Raw genomic sequence first — 20,704 nt, forward strand, 5'->3', positions numbered from 1 at the left:
TGGGCTTCGACCGGCTCAGCCGTCGCGGGGACGGCTGAGCCCGTCGAAGGATTAGATCTCGTCGATCGAGGCGGCCTCGAAGCGGCTGGAGATGTTGATACCGAGTTCCTCTGCGGCGCGGAACGCCTCGTCGTCGGTGTCGCGGAGGTTGACCAGCGTGCCGTCGGCCGAGAGGACCTCGACGTTCAGGCAGAGCGACTGCATCTCCTTCATGAGCACCTTGAACGACTCGGGGATGCCGGGCTCCTGGATGTTCTCGCCCTTGACGATGGCCTCGTACACCTTGACGCGACCGAGGATGTCGTCGGACTTGATCGTGAGGAGCTCCTGGAGGGCGTACGCCGCACCGTAGGCCTCGAGGGCCCACACCTCCATCTCACCGAAGCGCTGTCCACCGAACTGCGCCTTACCACCGAGCGGCTGCTGGGTGATCATCGAGTACGGACCGGTGGAGCGGGCGTGGATCTTGTCGTCCACCAGGTGGTGGAGCTTCAGGATGTACATGTAGCCCACGGAGATCGGCGCCGGGAACGGCTCGCCGGAGCGGCCGTCGAACAGCTGCGTCTTGCCGCTCGAGTCGATCAGGCGGAGGCCGTCACGGGTCGGGAGCGTCGAGTCGAGCAGACCGGAGATCTCCTCCTCGCTGGCACCGTCGAACACCGGGGTGGCGACCTTGGTGCCGGGTGCGGCCTCGAACGCCTGCTGCGGCAGCTTGGCGGCCCACTCCGGGGTGCCCTCGACCTTCCAGCCCTGCTTCGCGATCCACCCGAGGTGGGTCTCGAGGACCTGGCCGAAGTTCATTCGACCCGGGATGCCGAGCGGGTTGAGGACGATGTCCACCGGGGTGCCGTCCGCGAGGAACGGCATGTCCTCGACGGGCAGGATCTTCGCGATGACACCCTTGTTGCCGTGGCGGCCGGCGAGCTTGTCGCCCTCGGTGATCTTGCGCTTCTGGGCGATGTAGACCACGACGCGGCGGTTCACGCCGGAGCCGAGCTCGTCGTCGCCGTCCTCGGCGTTGAACTCCTTGACCGCGATGATCGTGCCCTGCTCACCGTGGGGCACCTTCAGCGACGTGTCGCGGACCTCGCGGCTCTTCTCGTTGAAGATCGCGCGGAGCAGACGCTCCTCGGCCGACAGCTCGGTCTCACCCTTCGGCGTGACCTTGCCGACGAGGATGTCGCCGGGGCGGACCTCGGCGCCGATGCGGATGATGCCGCGCTCGTCGAGGTCCTTCAGGAGCTCCGGGCTGACGTTGGGGAGATCACGGGTGATCTCCTCCTTGCCGAGCTTCGTGTCGCGGGCGTCGACCTCGTACTCCTCGATGTGGATCGACGAGAGGGTGTCGTCCTTCACCAGGTCCTGGCTCAGGATGATGGCGTCCTCGAAGTTGTAGCCCTCCCACGTCATGAACGCGACGAGGAGGTTCTTCCCGAGGGCCAGCTCGCCGTTCTCGGTGGCGGGGCCATCGGCGATGACCTCACCGACCTCGACGCGCTCACCGGCCGAGACGACGACCTTCTGGTTGTAGGAGGTGCCCTGGTTCGAACGGTCGAACTTGCGCAGGTGGTACTCCTGCGTGCCGCCCTCGTCGAGCATGACGACGACGCGGTCCGCGGAGACCTCGGAGACGACACCGGCCTTCTCGGCGGTGATCACGTCACCGGCGTCGATGGCCGTGTAGCCCTCCATACCGGTTCCGACGAGCGGCGAGTCGCTGCGGAGCAGCGGCACGGCCTGACGCTGCATGTTGGCGCCCATGAGCGCGCGCTGCGCGTCGTCGTGCTCGAGGAAGGGCACGAGCGAGGTCGCGACCGAGACCATCTGGCGCGGCGAGACGTCGATGTAGCCGATCTCCTCCGGGAGGAACAGGTCGACCTCACCGCTGCCGCCCTTGGGGCGCGCGAGCACGTGGCTCTCGCGGAAGCGACCCTTCGCATCGAGCGGCGCGTTGGCCTGCGCGATGTTGAAGTCGACCTCCTCGGAGGCGGTCAGGTAGTCGATCTGGTCGGTCACGACACCGTCGACGACCTTGCGGTACGGGGTCTCGATGAAGCCGAACGAGTTGATGCGCGCGAAGGTCGCGAGCGCACCGATCAGACCGATGTTCGGGCCTTCCGGCGTCTCGATCGGGCACATGCGGCCGTAGTGCGAGGGGTGGACGTCACGGACCTCGACGCCGGCGCGGTCGCGGCTCAGACCACCGGGGCCCAGAGCCGACAGACGGCGCTTGTTGGTCAGACCCGCGAGCGGGTTGTTCTGGTCCATGAACTGCGACAGCTGCGAGGTTCCGAAGAACTCCTTGATCGCGGCGACGACCGGGCGCACGTTGATCAGGGTCTGCGGCGTGATGGCCTCGATGTCCTGCGTGGTCATGCGCTCGCGGACGACGCGCTCCATGCGGGACAGACCCGTGCGGACCTGGTTCTGGATCAGCTCGCCGACCGCGCGGATGCGACGGTTGCCGAAGTTGTCGATGTCGTCGGTCGCGAGGCGGATCTCGGTCTTCTTGCCGCCGCGGATGCCCTCGAAGGTCTCCTCGGTGCCCGCGTGCAGACGCACGAGGTACTTGATCGTGGCGACGATGTCCTGCACCGTCAGCACCGACTCCGTCAGCGGGGTGTCGAGACCCAGCTTGTGGTTGATCTTGTACCGGCCGACCTTGGCGAGGTCGTAGCGCTTCGGGTTGAAGTAGAAGTTGTCGAGCAGCGCGCGGGCGGCCTCGGCGGCCACCTGCTCGCCCGGACGCAGCTTGCGGTAGATGTCGCGCAGCGCGTCTTCCTTGGTGACGATCGTGTCCTTCGCGAGCGTCTCCTCGATGGAGGTGTAGCCGGCGAACTCCTCGAGGATCTCCTCGCTGGTCATGCCCAGCGCCTTGAGGAAGACCGTCACGGACTGCTTGCGCTTGCGGTCGACGCGGACGCCGACCTGGTCGCGCTTGTCGATCTCGAACTCGAGCCAGGCACCACGGCTCGGGATGACGCGCGCCGAGACGATGTCCTTGTCACTCGTCTTGTCGGGGGTCTTGTCGAAGTAGACACCCGGCGAGCGCACGAGCTGCGAGACGACGACGCGCTCGGAGCCGTTGATGATGAACGTGCCCTTGTCGGTCTGCAGCGGGAAGTCGCCCATGAAGACCGTCTGGGTCTTGATCTCACCCGTGAGGTGGTTCATGAACTCGGCCTCGACGTAGAGCGGGGCCGCGTAGGTCTTGCCACGCTCCTTGCACTCCTCGATGGAGTACTTCTCGGGCTCGAGGTACGGGTTCGTGAACGACAGCTGCATCGTCTCGCCGAGGTCCTCGATCGGGGAGATCTCCTCGAAGATCTCGCCCAGACCGCTGTTCTCGTTCACGTCGGTGCGACCGGCGGCCTTGGCCTCGGCCACGCGCGCCTTCCAGGCGTCGTTGCCGACCAGCCAACCGAAGGACTCGGTCTGCAGGGCGAGAAGGTCGGGGACCGTCAGCGTGTCGGAGATCTTGGCGAACGAGAGACGGGAAGCTCCGCGTCCGTTCTTGGTGGTGGTGGATGTGGATGCGTTGGGAGCAGCAGCCAAGGGAATAACCTCCGTGAGCCCCGCAGGGCTTCTCGATTCCTTTGTCGTCAGGTGGAGTGCGCTCAGAAGCTCACGAGATGCCGACCACCATATGAGGGCAGGGAGAAGCGAGCGCAACTACCAACTATAGACGCGATCTCGCGACATGGCAAGCGCAATCCTTGACCAATCTTCGATGCTGCGGTAATGGGACCGCCGAGACCCCGCCTGCGCGCCGAAACCCCGCCCTCGCCGCGGAGGCAGGGCGGGGTTTCGACGTGAAACCGGGGTCTCGGGTCAGGTCGGCTCGGCGACGGTCAGGAGGCGATGTTGAGCTCGTTGCCGGGGATCGAGGCGAGGAGGCGGCGCGTGTAGGTGTCACGGGGGTTCGTGAAGATCTCCTCCGACGACGCGGCCTCCACGAGCTTCCCGTCCTTCATCACGCACACGTAGTCGCTGATGAGCCGCACCACCGCGAGGTCGTGCGAGATGAACAGGTAGCTCAGCCCGTACTCGCGCTGGAGGTCGCCGAGCAGCCGCAGGATCTGATCCTGCACGAGCACGTCCAGCGCCGACACGGGCTCGTCGCACACGATGAGATCCGGCGAGAGGGCCAGGGCCCGCGCGATCGCCACCCGCTGACGCTGCCCGCCGGACAGCTCGGACGGGTAGCGCCGCAGCATCGACTGCGGCAGCGCGACGTCGTCCAGGAGCTGTCGCACGCGCTTGCGCCGGTCCGCCCCGCTCCCCCGCTTGTAGAACTCCAGCGGCTCCGCGATCAGGCGCTCGATCGTGAACATGGGGTTCAGGCTGGAGTACGGATCCTGGAAGATCGGCTGCACCCGCTGCCGGAAGTCCTTCGTCTCCGCACGGCTCAGCGTCGAGATGTCCTTGCCCTCGTAGCGGATGAGGCCGCTCGTGGGCTCGATCACCTTGAGCAGCATGCGCGCGGTCGTGGTCTTGCCCGATCCGGACTCCCCCACGATCGCGACGGTCTCCCCGCGCGGGATCGCGAGCGAGACGTCGTCGACGGCCACGAAGTCCTCGTGCTTGCCACGCACGGGGTACACCTTCGTGAGGTTCTCGATCTCGACGATGTTGCCCTTCGACGAGCTCAGGGACCCAGGCCCCTCGTGGGTCGCTGAGCCTGTCGAAGCGCCGGACTGGGTCGCTGAGCCTGTCGAAGCGCCCGCTGAGCCTGTCGAAGCGTCCCGCACGAAGGCCTCCGGACGGAGCCGCGCCACCGCCACCGACGGCGCCGCCTTCACCAGCGACTGGGTGTACGGGTGCTGCGGGTCCTCGAGGATCCGCCGCGCGGGGCCCTGCTCCACGACCTTGCCGCGGTGCATCACGATCACCCGCTCGGCCCGCTCGGCGGCGAGCCCGAGGTCGTGCGTGATGAGGAGCACGGCCGTGCCCAGCTCCCTCGTCATCTCGCCGATCTGGTCGAGGATGGTCTGCTGCACCGTCACGTCCAGGGCGCTGGTGGGCTCGTCGGCGATGAGCAGCCGCGGCTTGCACGCCAGCCCGATGGCGATGAGCGCCCGCTGGCGCATGCCGCCGGAGAACTCGTGCGGGTACTGCTTGGCCCGACGCTCCGGATCAGGAAGACCGGCGGCGGTCAGCGCCTCGACGACCTTGGCCTGCACGTTCTGCCGGGTGGCGAGGCCGTGGGCGAGAAGCGTCTCGGCGACCTGGGTGCCGATCTTCGCGACCGGGTTGAGGTTCGACATGGGGTCCTGCGGCACCAGGCCGATGTCCCGTCCTCGGATCGATCGCAGCTCGTTCTCGGAGGCACGGGAGATGTCGCGCCCGTCGAGCTTGATGCTGCCGGCGGCCACCTTCCCCCCGCCCGCGAGCAGCCCGATGATCGCCATCGCGGTGGTCGACTTGCCGGAACCGGACTCGCCGACGATCGCCACGGTCTCCCCCGGGCGGATCTCGAGGTCGACGCCCTCGACGGCGTGCACGACGCCGTCCATGGTGGCGAAGTCCACCGCCAGCCCCTCGACCGACAGCAGGGGCTGGTCCGCCATGCCGTTCTCCTTCGCGGCGCGCACGGCGCCCTCGTCGCGGATGTTCATCGTGCCCTCGTCCTCGGGTCCATGGCCTCACGCAGCGCCTCACCGAGCAGGGTGAAGCCGAGCGCGGTGACGGCGATGCAGATGCCGGGGAGGAACGCCAGCCACGGGGCGATCGCCAGCTCCGCCTGCGCGTACGTGAGCATGCGGCCCCACTCGGCCGTCGCGGGGCCGCCGCCGCCGAGACCGAGGAACGACAGCGCCGCCGCATCGATCACGGCGGTCGCGAGGGTCAGGGTGCCCTGCACGATCACGGGCCCGATCGCGTTCGGGAGGACGTGCGACATCGTGATCCGGCCGCGGCCGAGACCGAGCGTCTGCGCCGAGAGCACGTAGTCGCTGGAGCGCTGCTGGAGCATGGACGCCCGCAGCAGGCGCGCGAAGATCGGCACCTGGGAGGCCCCGATGGCGATCATCACGGCGTACGGCGTCTGTCCGAGGATCGCGGCGATCGACACCGCCAGCAGGAGGTTCGGCACCGAGAGGATGATGTCGACGACGCGCATGATGACGGTGTCGACCCAGCCGCCGAACGTGCCGGCGAGGAGCCCGAGGATCATGCCGCCGACGAGACCCATCGCGGTGGAGACCACGCCGATCAGCAGCGACGCCTGGGCGCCCCAGATGAGCTTGGACAGCACGTCGCCGCCGAACCGATCCAGACCGAGGGGGAACTGCGGCAGCTCCCCCGGGCCGGGGATGTGCGTCGGCGTGATCTCCTTCGCCCCGGGGAGCGCGGTCTCCGGGTACGGGGCGAGGACCGGCGCGAGCACCGCGACGAGGAGGAAGAGGAGCACGATGACGGCGCCGATCCACGCCGTCGGATTGCGGCGGAGCCGGCGGAACACGTCCCGCCAGAACCCGCCGCCGCTCTCCTTGAGGTCGGCCTGGGCGATGGCGACGGTGTCGATGCTGCCGCCGCTCTCGGCGGACGGCCCCTGTGCGGGAGGGAGGGCGATGCTCATGCGAGCGCCTCCTTTCGGATGAGGGAGGAGGACATCACTGCACTCTCACTCTCGGATCGATGAAGCTGTACGACACGTCCACGGCCAGGTTGATGAGGGCGTAGGCGATCGCGATGAAGATGATGAACCCCTGCAGCACCGGGAAGTCGCGCGTGAAGATGGCCCGCGCCAGGAACGACCCGATGCCGGGGAAGGCGAAGACCGTCTCGGTGAGCACCGCCCCGGAGATGAGCAGTCCGGTCTGCAGGCCGATCGTCGTGATGACGGGGAGCATGGCGTTGCGGAGGATGAACCGGCTGCGCAGCGTCGCCGAGCCCACGCCCTTCGCCCGTCCCGTGCGCACGTAGTCGGCGTTCTGCACCTCCAGCACGCTCGCCCTGGTGATGCGGACGATGATCGCGAGCGGGATGGTGCCGAGGGCGAGCGCCGGGAGGATCAGATGGAGGATCGCATCCCACGCGGCGTCGAACTCCCCCGTGATGATGCCGTCCCAGACGTAGAACCCGGTGGGATGGGTGGCATCGATCCGCGGATCCTGCCGACCGTCCGAGGGCAGCCACCCCAGCTGCACGGCGAAGACGTACTTGAGGATGAAGGCAAGGAAGAAGACCGGGATCGTGATGCCGATGAGGCTCAGCACGACCGACGCGTGATCGGTGAACTTGCCGTGGCGACGGGCAGCCCAGTATCCGAGCGGGATCCCGACGCCGATCGCGAAGATGAGCGCCGCGACGCTCAGCTCGATCGTCGCGGGGAAGCGGCGGAGGAACTCCTCCGTGACCGGCCGGTTGGTCTGGATGGACGTGCCGAAGTCGCCCTGCAGCAGCCGGGTGACCCAGATGAAGTACTGCTCGATGAGGGGCTTGTTGAAGCCGTAGAGCTCGTTGACCCTGGCGATGGCCTCCGGGGTGGCCTTCTCGCCGAGGAGGGCGACCGCGGGGCCGCCGGGGAGGGCCCTGACCCAGGCGAACAGCAGGATGCTGAGCCCGAACAGGGTGGGGATGAGGAACAGCAGTCGCCTGCCGATGGTGCGCAGCACAGAGTTCTCCGTCGATCAGAAGGTACGCCGTGCCCCAGTCCCGCGAGAGCGGAACCGGGGCTCGGCATATCAAATGGTCAGGCCTACTTCGTGAGGACGATGTCCGTGAAGACCTCGTCGTTCACCGGGCTGGCGGGGTAGCTCTCGACGCGCGGGTCGAAGGCGAGCGTCGGCGCGGGGTGCGCGAGCGGGACACCGGGGATGAACTCCGCGACCATCTCGTTGATGTCCTCGTAGAGCGCCGTCTGGTCGTCGAGGTTGGAGACCCCGCGCGCCTCGGTCAGCGCCTGGAACAGCTCCGGGTTGTCGAAGCCCCACTCGGAGCTCTTCTGGCCGAAGAACACGCCGACGAAGTTGTCGGTGTCGTTGTAGTCGCCGGTCCAGCCCAGCAGGTGAATGCCGTGGTCGGAAGTGCCGGTGGTGCGGTCGAGGTACTCGACCCACTCCTCGGAGACCGGGGTGGTCTCCACGCCGACCTCGGAGAGCTGCGACGACAGGACGGTATAGATCTGCTCGGGGTCCGGCATGTACGGCCGCGAGACGTTGACCGGGTAGTTGAAGTCCAGCGCCAGCGGGTTGGCCTCGTCGTAGCCGGCCTCCGCGAGCAGCTCCTTGGCCTTCTCCGGGTCGTAGTCGTAGGTCGTGACCTCGTCGTTGTAGCCGTTGACCACCGGCGGGACGAACTGCGTCGCCTTCTCGGTGCCCTCGGGGAGGACCTGGCTGATCAGGGCGTCCTTGTCGATCGCGTAGGACAGCGCCTCACGCACCTTCGGGTCCTGCAGCTCCGGGATGGCCTGGTTGAAGGCGAGGTAGAGGATCGTGAACGGGGGACGCGACACCATGGTGAAGTCGTCCTCCTCCAGGGCCTTCGTGTCGGCGGGGCCCACGAGGTCGTAGCCGTCGATGGAGCCCGACTCGAGCGCCTGGCGACGCGCCGTCGGGTCGTCGATGGTGCGGAAGATGATCTCGTCGATCTGTCCGGCCTCGCCCCAGTAGTCGTCGTAGGCCTTGAGCTTGACCTGCTCGCCCGGCGCCCACTCCTCGAACTGGTAGGGACCCGTGCCGACCGGGTGGCCCATGGCGTACTCGGACAGCTGCGGGGCCTCGGCGGTGCCGCCGACCTCGTCCGCGCCGAACTCCTGCATGGCCGAGGGGCTCTGCATGCCGAAGGCCGGGAGCGAGAGCGAGGCGATGAAGCCGGCGAACGGCTTGTTCAGCTCGATCGTGACGGAGTTCTCGCCGTCGGGCGTGCAGGACTTGTAGACCGCGTCCTCCGGGTTGGAGGCGTAGCCCTTGAAGAGCTTGTTGTAGTAGTAGCCGAAGGCCTCGGAGGCGGCGAGACCGGTCCAGTTGTACCAGCGGTCGAAGTTGGCGCAGACGGCCTCGGCGTTGAACGGCGTGCCGTCCTGGAAGGTCACGCCCTCCTTCAGCGCGAAGGTGTGGGACATGCCGTCCTCGGACGACTCCCACGACTCCGCCAGCAGCGGCGCCGGGTCGGCCGTGCCGGGCTCCGTGCCCACCAGACCCTCGAAGATCTGGCGGGAGACGCGGAAGGTCTCGCCGTCCTGCGCGAACGCCGGGTCGAGGCTCGCGGGATCCGACGAGGCGGCGAAGACGAAGGTGCCGTCGACGTCACCCGATCCTTCCGACCCGTTGTCCCCGCGCTCGCTGGCGACGCATCCGGCGAGTGCGAGAGCGGCGATGGTCGCTCCGGTGACGGCGGCGAGTCCTCGCCGAGGCATGGCTGACTGGTGCATGTGTGTATGACCTTCCCTGTCGGGCGCTTCCTTGCGCGTCTCCGGGCATCGTCGCCGCGGAGACGGTGATTCCTCGAAGGTACCCAGCGGTCCGGCGGATGCCAAGAGTCCGAGGTTGCGATCCGGTATCGACGCGGGGCCGCTCCTGATCCGGTAATGTCCAGAACGTGCCGGACACCACTCCCCGCGTCGTGTGCCTGGGCGAGGGCCTGGTCGCCCTCGTCGCCGCCACCGCCGGACCGCTCGAGACCTGCCGCACGTTCCACCGCTCCCTCGCCGGGGCCGAGTGGAACACCGCCATCGCGCTGGCCTCCGCGGGCATCCGCACCGCGGTCGTGTCCCGCGTCGGCGACGACGGCTTCGGACGCTTCCTCACCGCCGAGCTCCGTGCGCACGGCGTGGACGATCGGGCCGTGGAGGTCGACCCCGTCGCACCGACGGGGATCTACGTCAAGGAGCTCTCACCCCGGGCGGACGGGGCCGTGGAGGGGACGATGCACTACTACCGCGCCGGATCGGCCGCGGCGGCGCTGTCGCCGGCGTCGCTGGAGTCGTCCGTGGCAGTGGACCTGCTCGCCGCGGCGGCCCTCGTGCACACCTCCGGCATCACGCCCGCACTCTCGCCCTCCGCACGCGCCGCCCAGGAGGCCCTGGTCGCAGCCCCGCGACCAGGTCGTCTCGTCAGCTTCGATCTGAACTGGCGCCCCGCGCTGTGGCGGGGCCGGGAGGACGAGGGACGTGCCGTCCTCACCGATCTCGCCCACCGCGCCGACGTGCTGTTCTGCACCCGCCCCGACGCCGAGGCCGTGTTCGGGACGAGCGCGCCGGACGACCTGCGCACGCTGTTCCCCGAGCCGCGGTACCTGGTCGTGACCGACCCCTCCGGCGCCGTGGCGTTCGACGGCGCCGACCGTGCCGCGAGCGATGCCCTCGATACGCCGGTCGTGGAGACGATCGGGGCGGGCGACGCGTTCGCCGCCGGCTTCCTCGCCGGCGTCCTCACCGGCCTGACGCTGCACGGAAGCCTGGCCCGCGCCCACCGCATCGCGACGCGCGCGATCGCCAGCACGCGCGACCACGTCGACTGAGCAGGCGGCGGCTCAGTCCGCGGGGTGCCCGCGCCGTGGCGGGACCGCATCGTGCGTGCGCTGCAAGGACACCGCGACGTGCTCGCCCCGGTGCTGCACGATGCGCACGAAGAGCACGTCGATGAGCGCGAGCTGCGCGATCCGGCTCGACATGGCGGCCATCCGGAACGGCGATTCCTGGGCTTGGCTGAGGAGCACGACGTCGGCGAGGGCCGCGAGCGGGGAGTCGGCCGCGCTCGTCACGGCCACTGCAAGGGCGCCCGCGGCCCGGGCGACCTCCAGGGCGCGGACCGTCTCGGCCGTCTCGCCGCCGTGCGAGAAGGCGATCGCCACATCCGCGGAGGACCGCAATGCAGCCGCGGTGACCGCGAGATGCGGATCGGCCGAGTGGGTCACGGAGCAGCCGATCCGGGAGAGCTTGAGCTGGAGATCCTGCGCCGTCAGCGACGAGGCCGCCTGCCCGAACAGGTCGATGTGCCGGGCGACGACCACCGCCCGCGCCACCCGGTCGAGGGCGTCCGCATCCAGGGCCCTGGCCGTCTTCTCGATCGCGTCGATCTCCTGCGCAGCGAGCTTCGCGGCGATCGCGGCCGGGCCGTCGTCGCGGTCGATCGCCGTGGAGTCGAGTCCGAATCGGGCCTGCTGCGCCTGGGCCAGGGTGACCGCCCGCGCCACGGCGACCCTCAGCTCCCGGTAGCCGCTGTAGCCGAGCGACTGCGCGAAGCGGGCGACGGTCGACAGCGAGGTCTGGCAGAGCTGCGCGAGATCGTTGATCGCGAGGTCCACCACGAGGGTGGGGTCTCCGAGGATCCTCTCGGCGACGCGTCCCTCCGCCGCGCTGAGCTTGGGGAGGGAGCGCCGCACCACGGCCAGAACGTCGTCGTCCATGCGCTGATCCCGTCTCAACCGGTGGCGGTCGTCCTCTGTCGTGGCCGGAACCGGCCGAGGATCGCGTCCCGCGCGGTCTGAGCACCGAGTCGGCTGGCAGCACCGACCTCGACGGTCGGCAGCGGCAGCGGCTCCTGCACGGGCAGGCCGACGTTCACGACGACCGCACTCGGGTCTCGGAGCGCGGTCCGCTCGATCAGCGCCCGCTGCGCCGGCTCGGCATCCGGTCGATCCACGAGGACGACCGTCGTGCCGGTCGCCGCGGCGACCTCGTCGATCACGGCGTCCTGCTCGGCCACGGGACGTGCGGCCACGTCGAGCCGCACCCGGATGCCGTCGCCCGCGAGCGCCTCCGCGACGTACGAGGCGGCGCTGTCCACCGCGAGCGTCGAGCGACGTCGGGCATCGATCACCGCCAGGGCCTCCGCGGCCTCGGGGACGGCGCCGGCGAGCGACACGGACCGACGGACGATCTCGGCGGCGTCGAACGCGGCGGCCTCCTCGTCCGAGGTCGCGCTCGCGCGCAACCGGGTGGCGAGGGCCGACACCCGCGCGGCGGCCTCCTCGACGCGCTCCCGGGAGAGCGAGCCGTCCCGCAGCGCGGCGACGATCCCGTCACGGGCGGCGAGGAAGTCGCGCCGGTCCTGGTCGGGAAGAGCGGCCTCGCCGGGGTTGGTCGGGTTGCCGATGCACAGCAGGTCGGCGCCGGCGGCCAGAGCGAGGGCGGCGCCCCCGCCGAGTCCGACGGTCTCGCGGATCGCGGCCATGTCCAGCGCGTCGGTGATGATGACGCCCCGGAAGCCCCACTCCCGAAGCATGCCGAGCACGCGCGGGTTGAGGGTGGCCGGCTGCGCGCCCCACGCGGGGACGACGATGTGCGCGGTCATGATCGCGTCCACCCCCGCCTCCACGGCGGCGCGGAACGGCTCGAGGTGCACGCGCTCGTACTCGGCGACGTCGAGCGCGATCTCGGGCAGTGCGTGGTGGGAGTCGAGGTGGGTGTCGCCATGGCCGGGGAAGTGCTTGACGCACGCAGCCACCCCGCCGTCCTGGATGCCGTCGACCGTGGCGACGACGTGTCGCGTCACCAGCGCTTCCTCGGAGCCGAACGAGCGCACGCCGATGACGGGGTTGCGCGGGTCGGTGTTGACGTCGGCGACCGGACCGAGCACGACGTTCGCCCCGACGGCGCGCACGCGGCGGGCGAGTTCCGACCCGGTCCGCTCCGATGCGACGACGTCGTCGAGGGCGCCGAGCTGCGCGGCACCGGGGAGGGTGGAGCCGCTCCCGGACTCCAGGCGCGTGACGCTGCCGCCCTCCTCATCCACACCGATCAGGGCATCCGGGTTGGCGTCGAGGATCTGCGCGCTCAGCGCGGGCAGTCCCTCGCCGACGTTCTGGCCGAAGTACACGACGCCGGCCAGGCCCTCGCGCAGCTCCTCCACGAGCCAGGCGGGGGCCGTGGTGCCGAGGAATCCGGGCCAGAGCACGCCGTTCGCGAGGCGCTCGAGCTCGTCGGTCATCCCTTCACCGCCCCCGCGACCATGCCGGCGGAGAGCCGGCGCTGCACGATGACGAAGAAGATCATGACGGGAACGGTGATGATCGTCGAGGCGGCCATGATGCTGCCCCAGTCGTTGGAGTACAGGCCGAAGAACGACTTGAGGCCGATCGAGACCGTGTACTGGTCGGTCTGCGCGCCGAGGATCGTCATGGCGAAGATGAACTCGTTCCACGCCGTGATGAAGCTGAAGATGCTCGTCGCGACGAGACCGGGCATCACGAGCGGCAGCAGGATCGAGCGGAACATCCGCCACCAGCTCGCGCCGTCGATGTAGGCGGCCTCCTCGAGCTCGACGGGGACGGCCGCGACGAAGCCGCGCAGCATCCAGATGCCGAACGCGAGCGACAGCGCCACGTAGACGACCATGAGGCCGATGATGCTGTTGAGCAGACCGAGGCTCTTGACCTGGAGGAACAGCGGGATGACGAGCGCCTCGAGCGGCACCATCTGCACCACGAGGATCATCATCAGGACCGTGGTGCGGAACTTGAAGCGGAAGCGCGCGACGGCGACCGCCGCGAGCAGGCAGACGATGGCGCTGACGAGCACCGTGACGAGGGCGACGATCGCCGAGTTGCGCAGGTACGTGCCGAAGCCGCCCTCGGTGAGCACGAAGGCGAAGTTGTCCCACGTGAACTCCTGCGGGAGGAGCGACTGCCCGCCGCTGGATGCCTTGGCGTCGAACGCGCTGGAGACCATCCAGTAGACGGGGAACAGGGTGAAGACGAGGACGGCGGCGACGCCGATGCCGAGTCCGATTCGCGACCGGAGCCTGGGGCGGGGGTTCACAGCTCGTCCTCCTTCATGAGGGAGCGGATGTAGACGATCGTGATGCCGATCAGCACGAGGGTCAGCAGCACGGCCAGCGCGGCGCCGAATCCGTAGCGGTTCTGACCGAACGACTCCACGTACGACCACACGCCGAGGTTGAGCACCTGGCGGTTGCCGCCGCTGCCGCCGGGCATGAGGTAGACCTGCGCGAAGACCTTGAAGTCCCAGATCGTCGACAGGATGATGACGACGGAGAAGACGGGCTTGAGCGTCGGGAAGATGATCTTCCAGAAGCGGCGCCATGCGCCGGCCCCGTCGAGCGCCGCCGCCTCGAGCATCTCCTTCGAGACGCCCAGGAGCCCGGCGAGCACGGTGATGGCCACGAACGGGAAGCCGTGGTGGACGACGTTCAGCAGCACGATCGCGTAGAACGACCACTGGTTGGTGAACCAGTTGACCTGGCCGTCGATGAGGCCGAGGTCCTGCAGGACGCTGTTGAAGATGCCGCGGTCGGCATCGAAGATGAAGGTCCAGACGTACGTGCCGGTCACGGCGGGCATCGCCCACGCGACCATGATGCAGCTGGAGACGATGGTGCGCCAGACGGTACCCAGGCGCGCCAGCAGCAGCGCCACGAGGGTTCCGAGTGCGACGGTGGTGAACACCGCGACGGCCGCGAAGCCGACCGTGTTGGGGAGCACCACCGTCCACAGGGTCGGATTGGTGAGCGCCTCGGCGTAGTTGGCCAGCCCGATCCAGTTGCTCTCACCGGTGTTGATCTCGCGCAGACCGTAGTCCTGCAGCGAGTAGAGGAACACCTGCACGAGCGGCCAGAGCATGAGCCCCGCGAGGATGATCAGCCCGGGGGCGAGGAGGAGCCAGGGGCGGGCCGTGACGATCGAGAGACCGCGACGCTTCCGGCCGCCGGCCACGGAGGCGGAGGAGGGCTCCGCCTTCGTGGCCGGCAGTGGCGCTTGCACCATCGACATGGAAGGAATGGTTCCTTACTGGTTGAGCAGTTCGGTCATCTCGGCGGCGGCGTCCTTCGTCGCGGTCGCGACGTCCTTCTGCCCGCTGAGGATGGCCTGGATCATGGCGTTGGTGGTCTTCTTCGCCTGCACGGCGCCGAAGTTCGGCGTGACCGGGACGGACGCGCCGCCGTCGACCATCTGCTCGGCGAACGGAGCGACGAGCGGGTCGGTCGAGGCGAGGGCCTCCTCCATCGCGGACTGGACGCCCGGGAAGTAGCCGGTCTCGTCGGACCACTGCTCGGCGAACTCACCGGTGGTCATGAGCTTGACGAACTCCCACGCGAGGTCGGCGTTCTTCGTGGTGTTGAACACCGACAGGTGCGAGCCGCCGAGCACGGACGGAGCGATGCCGCCGTCCTGGCCGGGGATCACGGCGGCGCCGATCTTGCCCTCAAGCTCGGGGTTGGCCTCGATGAGGGCGTTCGGCGTCCAGGAGCCGGAGAGCATCATCGCGACGTTGCCCTGCGTGAAGGCGTCCCGGAGGTCGGTCTCCTTCCACGTGGTCGCACCGGCCGACGAGAAGCCGTGCTCGGTGGCCAGGCCCGTGTAGAACTCGATGCCGGCCTGCGACTCGGCGCTGTCGAGCTCGCTGGTCCAGGTGTCGCCGTCCTTCGTGGCGATCTCGCCGCCGGCGCCCCAGACCCAGGGGTAGACCTGGAACTCGGCGTCACCCGCGACGGGGAAGGGCAGCATGTCGGGCTTGGCGGCCTTGATGGCCTCGCCCGCGGCGACGATGTCGTCCCAGGTCTTCGGGGCCTCGAGACCCAGCTCCTCGAAGACGTCGGTGCGGTAGACGATGGAGCGGACACCCGCGTACCACGGCATGCCGTACAGCTCGTCCTCGTAGGTGCCGGCGACGGCGAGGCCCTCGACGAGGTCGTCACGCAGGCCGTCCTCGGCGTCGACGTACTCGTCGAGCGGCTCGAGCGCGCCGGCGTCGGCGAACTCCGCGGTCCAGGTGGTGCCGGTCTCGGCGATGTCCGGAGTGGTGCCACCGGCGATCGAGGTGACGAAGCGGTCGTGGGCGTCGGCCCACTGGATCTCCTCGATGGTGACCTTCGCGCCGGTCTCCTCCTCGAAGGCGTCCGAGACCTTGTCGTAGAACGCGGTCGCGTCGGGGTTGGTCCCCTTCATGATCCAGACCGTCAGCTCCTGGCCCTCGCCATTGGTCGAGCCGTTGTCGCCGCTGCCGCCGGCGCAGCCGGCCAGAGCGATCGTGGCAGCGGCGCCGAGCGCCACCGCCGGAAGAATGCGCTTGTGCATGGGGGATCTCCTCTTTGAAAGTCCAGGTGTGCATCGGGTGCGTACCGGGGATAGGAAAAAGTATTCACGACTAACTAATTCCCTGCAAGTTCCTCCCAGAATCGTCATACCCCCGTAACATCAGGCCTCCGGGGTAGGCTCCCCGCATGCCCCGCCGTGGATCAGACGCCGACCGCCCTCCGCTCCCCCGGCACGCACCGCCGTCGACGCGCGGCCGGACCTCCCGGGTCCTGCGGGGCCTCGCGATCGGGCTCGCCGTCGCTCTCGTCTCCACCGCGGCGGTCGCGGGATTCCTCGTCTGGGACGTGTTCAACCGCGTGGGCGACGGGGCCGTCACCCTGGAGGGCGCCCCGCAGGTCGACCCGCCCACCCTCGGCGCGTATCCCGACGACAAGGCCTTCAGCCTCCTCATCGTGGGGACGGACGAGTGCGGCCCGAAGGCCACCGCACTCTTCGACGAGCGCTGCGCCGAGGCGGACGGACTCAGCCGGAACGACGTGAACCTCCTCGTGCACGTCTCCGCCGCACCCCGGAACGTGACCGTCGTCTCGCTCCCCCGCGACCTCGGCGTCCCCGTACCGGAGTGCACCCGTGAGGACGGCTCCGTCGCATCCGCGATGGAGAAGGCATCGATGAACTCGCTGTTCGAGCACGCCGGCCTCTCCTGCATCGCGAAGACCGTGAGCGAACTGGGTGACATCCCCGTGGAGTTCGCCGCCAAGATCAGCTTCGACGGTGTCATGGCCGTCACCGACGCGATCGGCGGCGTCGAGGTCTGCATCGCCGGCGACGGCATCCGCGATCGTCACACCGGCATCGACTGGCCGGCGGGCCTGCGGACGGTCTCGGGCGTGGAGGCCCTCCAGTTCATCCGCACCCGGCACGGCGTGGGGGACGAGAGCGACCTCGCGCGCATCTCCAACCAGCAGCAGTACATGTCACGGCTGGCCAAGAAGGTGCTCAGCGAGGACACTCTGACCGACATCCCCAAGGTGCTTCGCCTGACGAACGCCATCGCCGACAACATCGATCCCAGCGACGAGCTCGCCGACCCGCTGCGCCTTGCCCAGCTCGCACTCGCCCTCAAGGATGTGAACTTCAGCGACTTCGTGTTCGTGCAGTACCCGAACGTCGTCGATCCGTTCGACGACGACAAGGTCGTGCCGGACGAGGAGGCCGCGGCCGCGCTGTGGGACGCGGTGCGCGCCGGCCGCCCCCTGCAGCTCACCGGCGACGTGACGACCCATCGCGGCGTGGAATTGGTCACCCCCGCACCCACGGCGCCGGAGACGCCGGAGACGCCGGAGACGGAATCCACTCCCGAGGCGAGCGCCACGCCGGACGCGCGCGCGACGCTCCCGCCGGAGGTGTCGGGTCAGACCCTCGAGCAGGAGACCTGCGCGGTGGGCAACCAGCGCTGACCACCGCGCCCGCGGCGTAGGCTCGACAGCATGGGACGGACGCGAGCACGGGACGCCGAGCACCCGCAGGCCCGCCTCGACCACGGTGGTCTCGCCCGCATCGTCCCCTCGGAGTTCACGAGCGGCTTCGAGCTCGTCGTGGACGACACCCCGCAGTCGCACGTCGACCTCGACGATCCCACGCACCTGCACTTCGAGTACATCGTGCGGATGGGGGCGGTGATCGACCAGCTCCGCCCCGGTCCGCTCACCGCGGTGCACCTCGGCGCCGGGGCCCTCACCATCCCTCGGTACATCGACGCGACCCGCCCCGGGTCACGCCAGCAGGTCATCGAGCTGGAGGCCCCGCTGGTGCAGCTCGTCCGCGAGCACCTCCCGCTGCCCAAGGGGGCGGCCATCCGGTTGCGCATCGGCGATGCGAGGGAGGGGGTCCGTAAGCTTCCGGCGGCCCTGCACAGCGCCTGCGACCTCGTCGTCTCGGATGTGTACTCGGGCGCGCAGACGCCCGCTCACCTCACGAGCGTGGAGTTCTACCGGGAGCTCGCCGCGCTGCTCGCGCCGGGCGGCGTCCTGCTCGTCAACGTCGCCGACGGTCCCGGTCTCGCGTTCGCCCGCCGACAGGCCGCGACCATCGCCGAGGTCCTTCCCGAGATCGGGATCCTCGCCGACACCCAGGTGCTCAAGGGCCGCCGCTTCGGCAACCTCGTGGTGGCGGCCTCCGCCGCCCCTCTCCCGACGGAGTGGCTGCCGCGGATGCTCGCCGCGGGTCCGCATCCGGCGAAGATCGCCCAGGGGGACGAGGCCCGCGCCTTCCTCCAGGGCGCCCGGATCGTCACGGACGCCGACGCCGTCGCGTCCCCGCGACCCGATGCGTCGCTGTTCCTCCGCTGACGTGGCGCGCCGCCCCGAGGAGCGCGGAAGCGGCAGGCAGACTGGACGGGGACAGGTGCGGGGACGCGCGGAAGGAGAGCAATGAGTTTGATCCGGGGATACGACCGGGAGAGCCTCCGCGAACAGGTCGATCTCGACGAGTGCGCGGCACGCCTGGCCGAGATCGAGGAGCAGCGCAGCCTTCCCGCCCTGCTGGAGCGGGTCTGGCTGCTGAAGGTGCTGGGACGCCTCGACGACGCCCTCGCGCTCGCCGACGAAGCCGTGCGGCAGGCCCGGATGGCCGGCACCCGCAAGGACGTGCTCCGCGCCCGTGTGCTGCACGCGACGATCCTGCAGTACCGGGGCGCATACGCCGCGGCCGAGCAGGAGCTGGCGACCTGCGCCGCGGAGGCGGAGGGGCAGCGCTGGCTGTCGATCGCCGCTTTCGCCTATCAGCACCACGGCAAGAACGCCTACGACGCCGAGGACTACGAGACCGCGCGGGAGAGCTTCAAGCAGTCGCTGTTCCTGCGGCGCGAGTCCGGCGCGGAGGACCGGGAGCTGGAGACCGTGCTCCTCGCCATCGAGGCCGTGGAGCGCCGTCGTCCGGCACAGCTCGTCGCCGGCTGACGTCGTTGCGCCCGAGTGTCCGCGGCATGCCTTAGCCTGAGCGCATGGCGGAACTTGACCGCGTGCGCGTCTGGGGCGAGGCACTGATCCGGTTGCATCTCGACGACAGCTGGTCGTTCGACTTCGACCATGCCAAGCGTCGCGCCGGCCAGTGCGACTACACACGCAAGCGCATCACCGTATCGCGGTATCTCGCCGCCCGCTTCGAGGACGACGAGATCCATCAGGTGCTCCTGCACGAGGTGGCCCACGCCCTCGCCGGGCACCAGGCCGCCCACGGCCCCACCTGGAAGCGCGTGGCCCGCGACCTGGGCTATGTCGGCGGCACGACGCACCGCGGGGAGACCGCCGTCGAGCTCGCTCCGTGGGTGGGCCGCTGCCCGGCCGGTCATGTCACGTATCGACACCGCCGCCCGAGCCGGGCCACGTCCTGCGCCCGCTGCTCCCGCACGTTCGATGCCCAGCACCTGTTCGCCTGGACGCGTCGCGAGATCACGACCGACGCCCGCCTCGCCGCGCAGGCCCCGCGCTGAGGGCCGAGGGAGCGGGGCCGCCGCTCCCGCTTCAGTCGGAGGAGCTGCCGGAATGCGGCTTTTCCTCGGAAGCGGAGGTGTCCCCCTCGGCAGGCGTGGCGTCCTCCGCGTCCGCGTCAGCGGCCGTCGGAGCAGGCTCCGCGGCTGCGTCCGGGTCCGCCGCGGAGTCGACAGCCGCGGGAAGTCCTGTTCCGCTCTCGGTCTCGGTCTCGCGAGGGCTGCGGCGTCGACGGACGAGCGCGGCGAGACCACGCCAGCCGAGCAGGAACGCGCCGAGCACGAGCGTGGCGACGATGATGAAGGGCAGCTCCGCGGTGTCGCCGCTGACCAGCCGCAGCAGCATCCCGCCGACGACCGTCACCGCCCAGACCACCGCGCCCCACGGCAGCGACCACGGCCGACGCGGCCGTCCAGGGAGCAGCAGCGCGGCGGCGTGTCCCAGCAGCAGGGCCACGAGGAAGGGCCAGGCCGTGAGGAGGAACCCTGCCGGGTCCTCCTGGTGGGAAGCGCGGCCGATGGCGGCGAAGACGAGGACGAGGACGGCATCGACGAGGAGAGCGGGGAGGAACCTCATTCCTCGACCCTACGCGGATCGCGTGCTCACTCGAAGCGCGTGAACCGCCCGTCGCGCAGAACGGGGACCGCGTCCACCGCATCCAGGACGGCCGCGTCGGCGGTGCTCGTCGGCACCAGTCCGGCGGCCCGGATCCGGTCCGTCGCGGAGACCCCGGCCTGCAGCTCGCGTCCGGAGCCCGTCGCCCCGATCAGGTGCTTCAGCGCACGCCGCAGGGCGCGGAAGCCCTCTGCGGCCACCGCGGCGTCCGGGGCCGTGTGGTCGATGCCGAGATCGGTGAGCGCCGCGGCGATCGCTCCGGCCCCGAGCTGGTCCTCCACGGCGACGCGCAGCTCGCCCGCGGCATCGAGCTCGCCGGCCGGGATCAGCGCCACCGAGGTGCGACCCTGGCGGCGTTCCTGCTCCACCTGCACGGCCCTGGCCACGGCACCGGCGTTGCGGATCGCTCCCAACAGCACCGTGGCGCCGGTCGGGGCGGCGGCCGCCACCACCGCCCCGTTCCGCGACCAGTCGAGCGCTCCGGCCAGCTCGACCTCCGCTCCCGCGGCCACCGCATCGGCGACCGTCGAGGAGAACCGGAGGACGTCGATCACCACGACGACATCGGCCGGGGCGAGACGGGCGAGCCCGGACACCCCCCAGTCGAGTCGGACCTGATACGGGGACTGATCGAACGGCGACGGCATCCGTCCAGC

17 protein-coding genes are annotated in these 20,704 nt (G+C 69.7%); 5 read left to right on the top strand and 12 right to left on the bottom strand.

Translation table 11 applies throughout. The features are described from left to right. Window positions 1–51: 51 nt before the first annotated feature. The 5 genes from KVS71_RS04385 to KVS71_RS04405 form a co-directional block, all read right to left on the bottom strand. Complete coding sequence (locus KVS71_RS04385; RefSeq protein ID WP_025104411.1) at window positions 52–3,555, bottom strand: DNA-directed RNA polymerase subunit beta; 3,504 nt, start codon at window positions 3,553–3,555, stop codon at window positions 52–54. A 296-nt stretch (window positions 3,556–3,851) separates the two neighbouring features. Further along, window positions 3,852–5,618, bottom strand: a complete 1,767-nt coding sequence (locus tag KVS71_RS04390; protein WP_217584003.1) for an ABC transporter ATP-binding protein — start codon at window positions 5,616–5,618, stop codon at window positions 3,852–3,854. Further along, on the bottom strand, window positions 5,615–6,580 hold the full coding sequence (locus tag KVS71_RS04395) for an ABC transporter permease (protein WP_025104413.1): 966 nt from the start codon (window positions 6,578–6,580) through the stop codon (window positions 5,615–5,617). Before KVS71_RS04395 ends, KVS71_RS04390 begins: the two co-directional genes overlap by 4 nt. 34 nt (window positions 6,581–6,614) lie before the next feature. Continuing rightward, the gene (locus tag KVS71_RS04400) at window positions 6,615–7,619 is read right to left on the bottom strand and encodes an ABC transporter permease (RefSeq protein ID WP_060922593.1); all 1,005 of its coding nucleotides are present in this window, start codon (window positions 7,617–7,619) and stop codon (window positions 6,615–6,617) included. 83 nt (window positions 7,620–7,702) lie between these two features. Next, a complete protein-coding gene (locus KVS71_RS04405) occupies window positions 7,703–9,376 on the bottom strand; it encodes an ABC transporter substrate-binding protein (RefSeq protein WP_060922594.1) in 1,674 nt (557 codons plus the stop codon). Window positions 9,377–9,543: 167 nt separating this feature from the next. On the opposite strand from KVS71_RS04405, the gene KVS71_RS04410 reads away from it, so the two are divergent. Continuing rightward, entirely contained in the window at window positions 9,544–10,464 is a 921-nt protein-coding gene (locus KVS71_RS04410) for a sugar kinase (protein ID WP_060922595.1), read from the top strand. Window positions 10,465–10,476: 12 nt separating this feature from the next. Here KVS71_RS04410 and KVS71_RS04415 read toward each other — a convergent pair whose 3' ends face one another. The 5 genes from KVS71_RS04415 to KVS71_RS04435 are packed head-to-tail and all read right to left on the bottom strand — an operon-like array spanning window position 10,477 to window position 15,981. Continuing rightward, window positions 10,477–11,352, bottom strand: coding sequence for a MurR/RpiR family transcriptional regulator (locus KVS71_RS04415; RefSeq protein ID WP_025104417.1), 876 nt, complete (start codon window positions 11,350–11,352; stop codon window positions 10,477–10,479). A gap of 14 nt (window positions 11,353–11,366) precedes the next feature. Next, on the bottom strand, window positions 11,367–12,875 hold the full coding sequence (locus KVS71_RS04420) for a glycoside hydrolase family 3 N-terminal domain-containing protein (RefSeq protein WP_217584005.1): 1,509 nt from the start codon (window positions 12,873–12,875) through the stop codon (window positions 11,367–11,369). Further along, on the bottom strand, window positions 12,872–13,705 hold the full coding sequence (locus tag KVS71_RS04425) for a carbohydrate ABC transporter permease (RefSeq protein ID WP_025104419.1): 834 nt from the start codon (window positions 13,703–13,705) through the stop codon (window positions 12,872–12,874). Before KVS71_RS04425 ends, KVS71_RS04420 begins: the two co-directional genes overlap by 4 nt. Continuing rightward, the gene (locus tag KVS71_RS04430; protein ID WP_025104420.1) at window positions 13,702–14,676 is read right to left on the bottom strand and encodes a carbohydrate ABC transporter permease; all 975 of its coding nucleotides are present in this window, start codon (window positions 14,674–14,676) and stop codon (window positions 13,702–13,704) included. Before KVS71_RS04430 ends, KVS71_RS04425 begins: the two co-directional genes overlap by 4 nt. A gap of 15 nt (window positions 14,677–14,691) precedes the next feature. Continuing rightward, on the bottom strand, window positions 14,692–15,981 hold the full coding sequence (locus KVS71_RS04435; protein WP_105949318.1) for a sugar ABC transporter substrate-binding protein: 1,290 nt from the start codon (window positions 15,979–15,981) through the stop codon (window positions 14,692–14,694). 146 nt (window positions 15,982–16,127) lie between these two features. Here KVS71_RS04435 and KVS71_RS04440 point away from each other — a divergent pair, with 146 nt between their 5' ends. The 4 genes from KVS71_RS04440 to KVS71_RS04455 all read left to right on the top strand — a co-directional run bounded on the left by KVS71_RS04440 (window position 16,128) and on the right by KVS71_RS04455 (window position 19,435). Beyond that, complete coding sequence (locus KVS71_RS04440) at window positions 16,128–17,402, top strand: LCP family protein (RefSeq protein ID WP_217584007.1); 1,275 nt, start codon at window positions 16,128–16,130, stop codon at window positions 17,400–17,402. Window positions 17,403–17,432: 30 nt separating this feature from the next. Next, window positions 17,433–18,293 carry a spermidine synthase gene (locus KVS71_RS04445; protein ID WP_060922338.1) on the top strand — a complete coding sequence of 287 codons (861 nt, stop codon included), beginning with the start codon at window positions 17,433–17,435 and terminating at the stop codon, window positions 18,291–18,293. Window positions 18,294–18,374: 81 nt separating this feature from the next. Further along, a complete protein-coding gene (locus KVS71_RS04450; protein ID WP_025104424.1) occupies window positions 18,375–18,902 on the top strand; it encodes a hypothetical protein in 528 nt (175 codons plus the stop codon). A gap of 44 nt (window positions 18,903–18,946) precedes the next feature. After that, window positions 18,947–19,435 (top strand): SprT-like domain-containing protein, encoded by a 489-nt coding sequence (locus KVS71_RS04455; RefSeq protein WP_060922339.1) that lies wholly within the window; start codon window positions 18,947–18,949, stop codon window positions 19,433–19,435. Between the two features lie 31 nt (window positions 19,436–19,466). On the opposite strand, the gene KVS71_RS04460 is transcribed toward KVS71_RS04455, so the two are convergent. Further along, window positions 19,467–20,009, bottom strand: a complete 543-nt coding sequence (locus KVS71_RS04460) for a DUF3054 domain-containing protein (RefSeq protein WP_082750066.1) — start codon at window positions 20,007–20,009, stop codon at window positions 19,467–19,469. Between the two features lie 26 nt (window positions 20,010–20,035). Continuing rightward, entirely contained in the window at window positions 20,036–20,695 is a 660-nt protein-coding gene (locus KVS71_RS04465; protein WP_217584009.1) for a 2-phosphosulfolactate phosphatase, read from the bottom strand. Window positions 20,696–20,704 lie beyond the last annotated feature (9 nt).

This window comes from Microbacterium sp. GbtcB4, from assembly GCF_019091465.1.
GTDB classification, from domain to species: Bacteria; Actinomycetota; Actinomycetes; order Actinomycetales; family Microbacteriaceae; genus Microbacterium; species Microbacterium paraoxydans.

Bases quoted from the DNA above. Each gene is read 5' to 3' on its own strand.
- KVS71_RS04390 (WP_217584003.1), bottom strand. From the start codon at position 5,618: ATGAACATCCGCGACGAGGGCGCCGTGCGCGCCGCGAAGGAGAACGGC.
- KVS71_RS04395 (WP_025104413.1), bottom strand. From the start codon at position 6,580: ATGAGCATCGCCCTCCCTCCCGCACAGGGGCCGTCCGCCGAGAGCGGC.
- KVS71_RS04405 (WP_060922594.1), bottom strand. From the start codon at position 9,376: ATGCACCAGTCAGCCATGCCTCGGCGAGGACTCGCCGCCGTCACCGGA.
- KVS71_RS04415 (WP_025104417.1), bottom strand. From the start codon at position 11,352: ATGGACGACGACGTTCTGGCCGTGGTGCGGCGCTCCCTCCCCAAGCTC.
- KVS71_RS04420 (WP_217584005.1), bottom strand. From the start codon at position 12,875: ATGACCGACGAGCTCGAGCGCCTCGCGAACGGCGTGCTCTGGCCCGGA.
- KVS71_RS04430 (WP_025104420.1), bottom strand. From the start codon at position 14,676: ATGTCGATGGTGCAAGCGCCACTGCCGGCCACGAAGGCGGAGCCCTCC.
- KVS71_RS04435 (WP_105949318.1), bottom strand. From the start codon at position 15,981: ATGCACAAGCGCATTCTTCCGGCGGTGGCGCTCGGCGCCGCTGCCACG.
- KVS71_RS04440 (WP_217584007.1), top strand. From the start codon at position 16,128: ATGCCCCGCCGTGGATCAGACGCCGACCGCCCTCCGCTCCCCCGGCAC.
- KVS71_RS04445 (WP_060922338.1), top strand. From the start codon at position 17,433: ATGGGACGGACGCGAGCACGGGACGCCGAGCACCCGCAGGCCCGCCTC.
- KVS71_RS04450 (WP_025104424.1), top strand. From the start codon at position 18,375: ATGAGTTTGATCCGGGGATACGACCGGGAGAGCCTCCGCGAACAGGTC.
- KVS71_RS04455 (WP_060922339.1), top strand. From the start codon at position 18,947: ATGGCGGAACTTGACCGCGTGCGCGTCTGGGGCGAGGCACTGATCCGG.
- KVS71_RS04460 (WP_082750066.1), bottom strand. From the start codon at position 20,009: ATGAGGTTCCTCCCCGCTCTCCTCGTCGATGCCGTCCTCGTCCTCGTC.
- KVS71_RS04465 (WP_217584009.1), bottom strand. From the start codon at position 20,695: ATGCCGTCGCCGTTCGATCAGTCCCCGTATCAGGTCCGACTCGACTGG.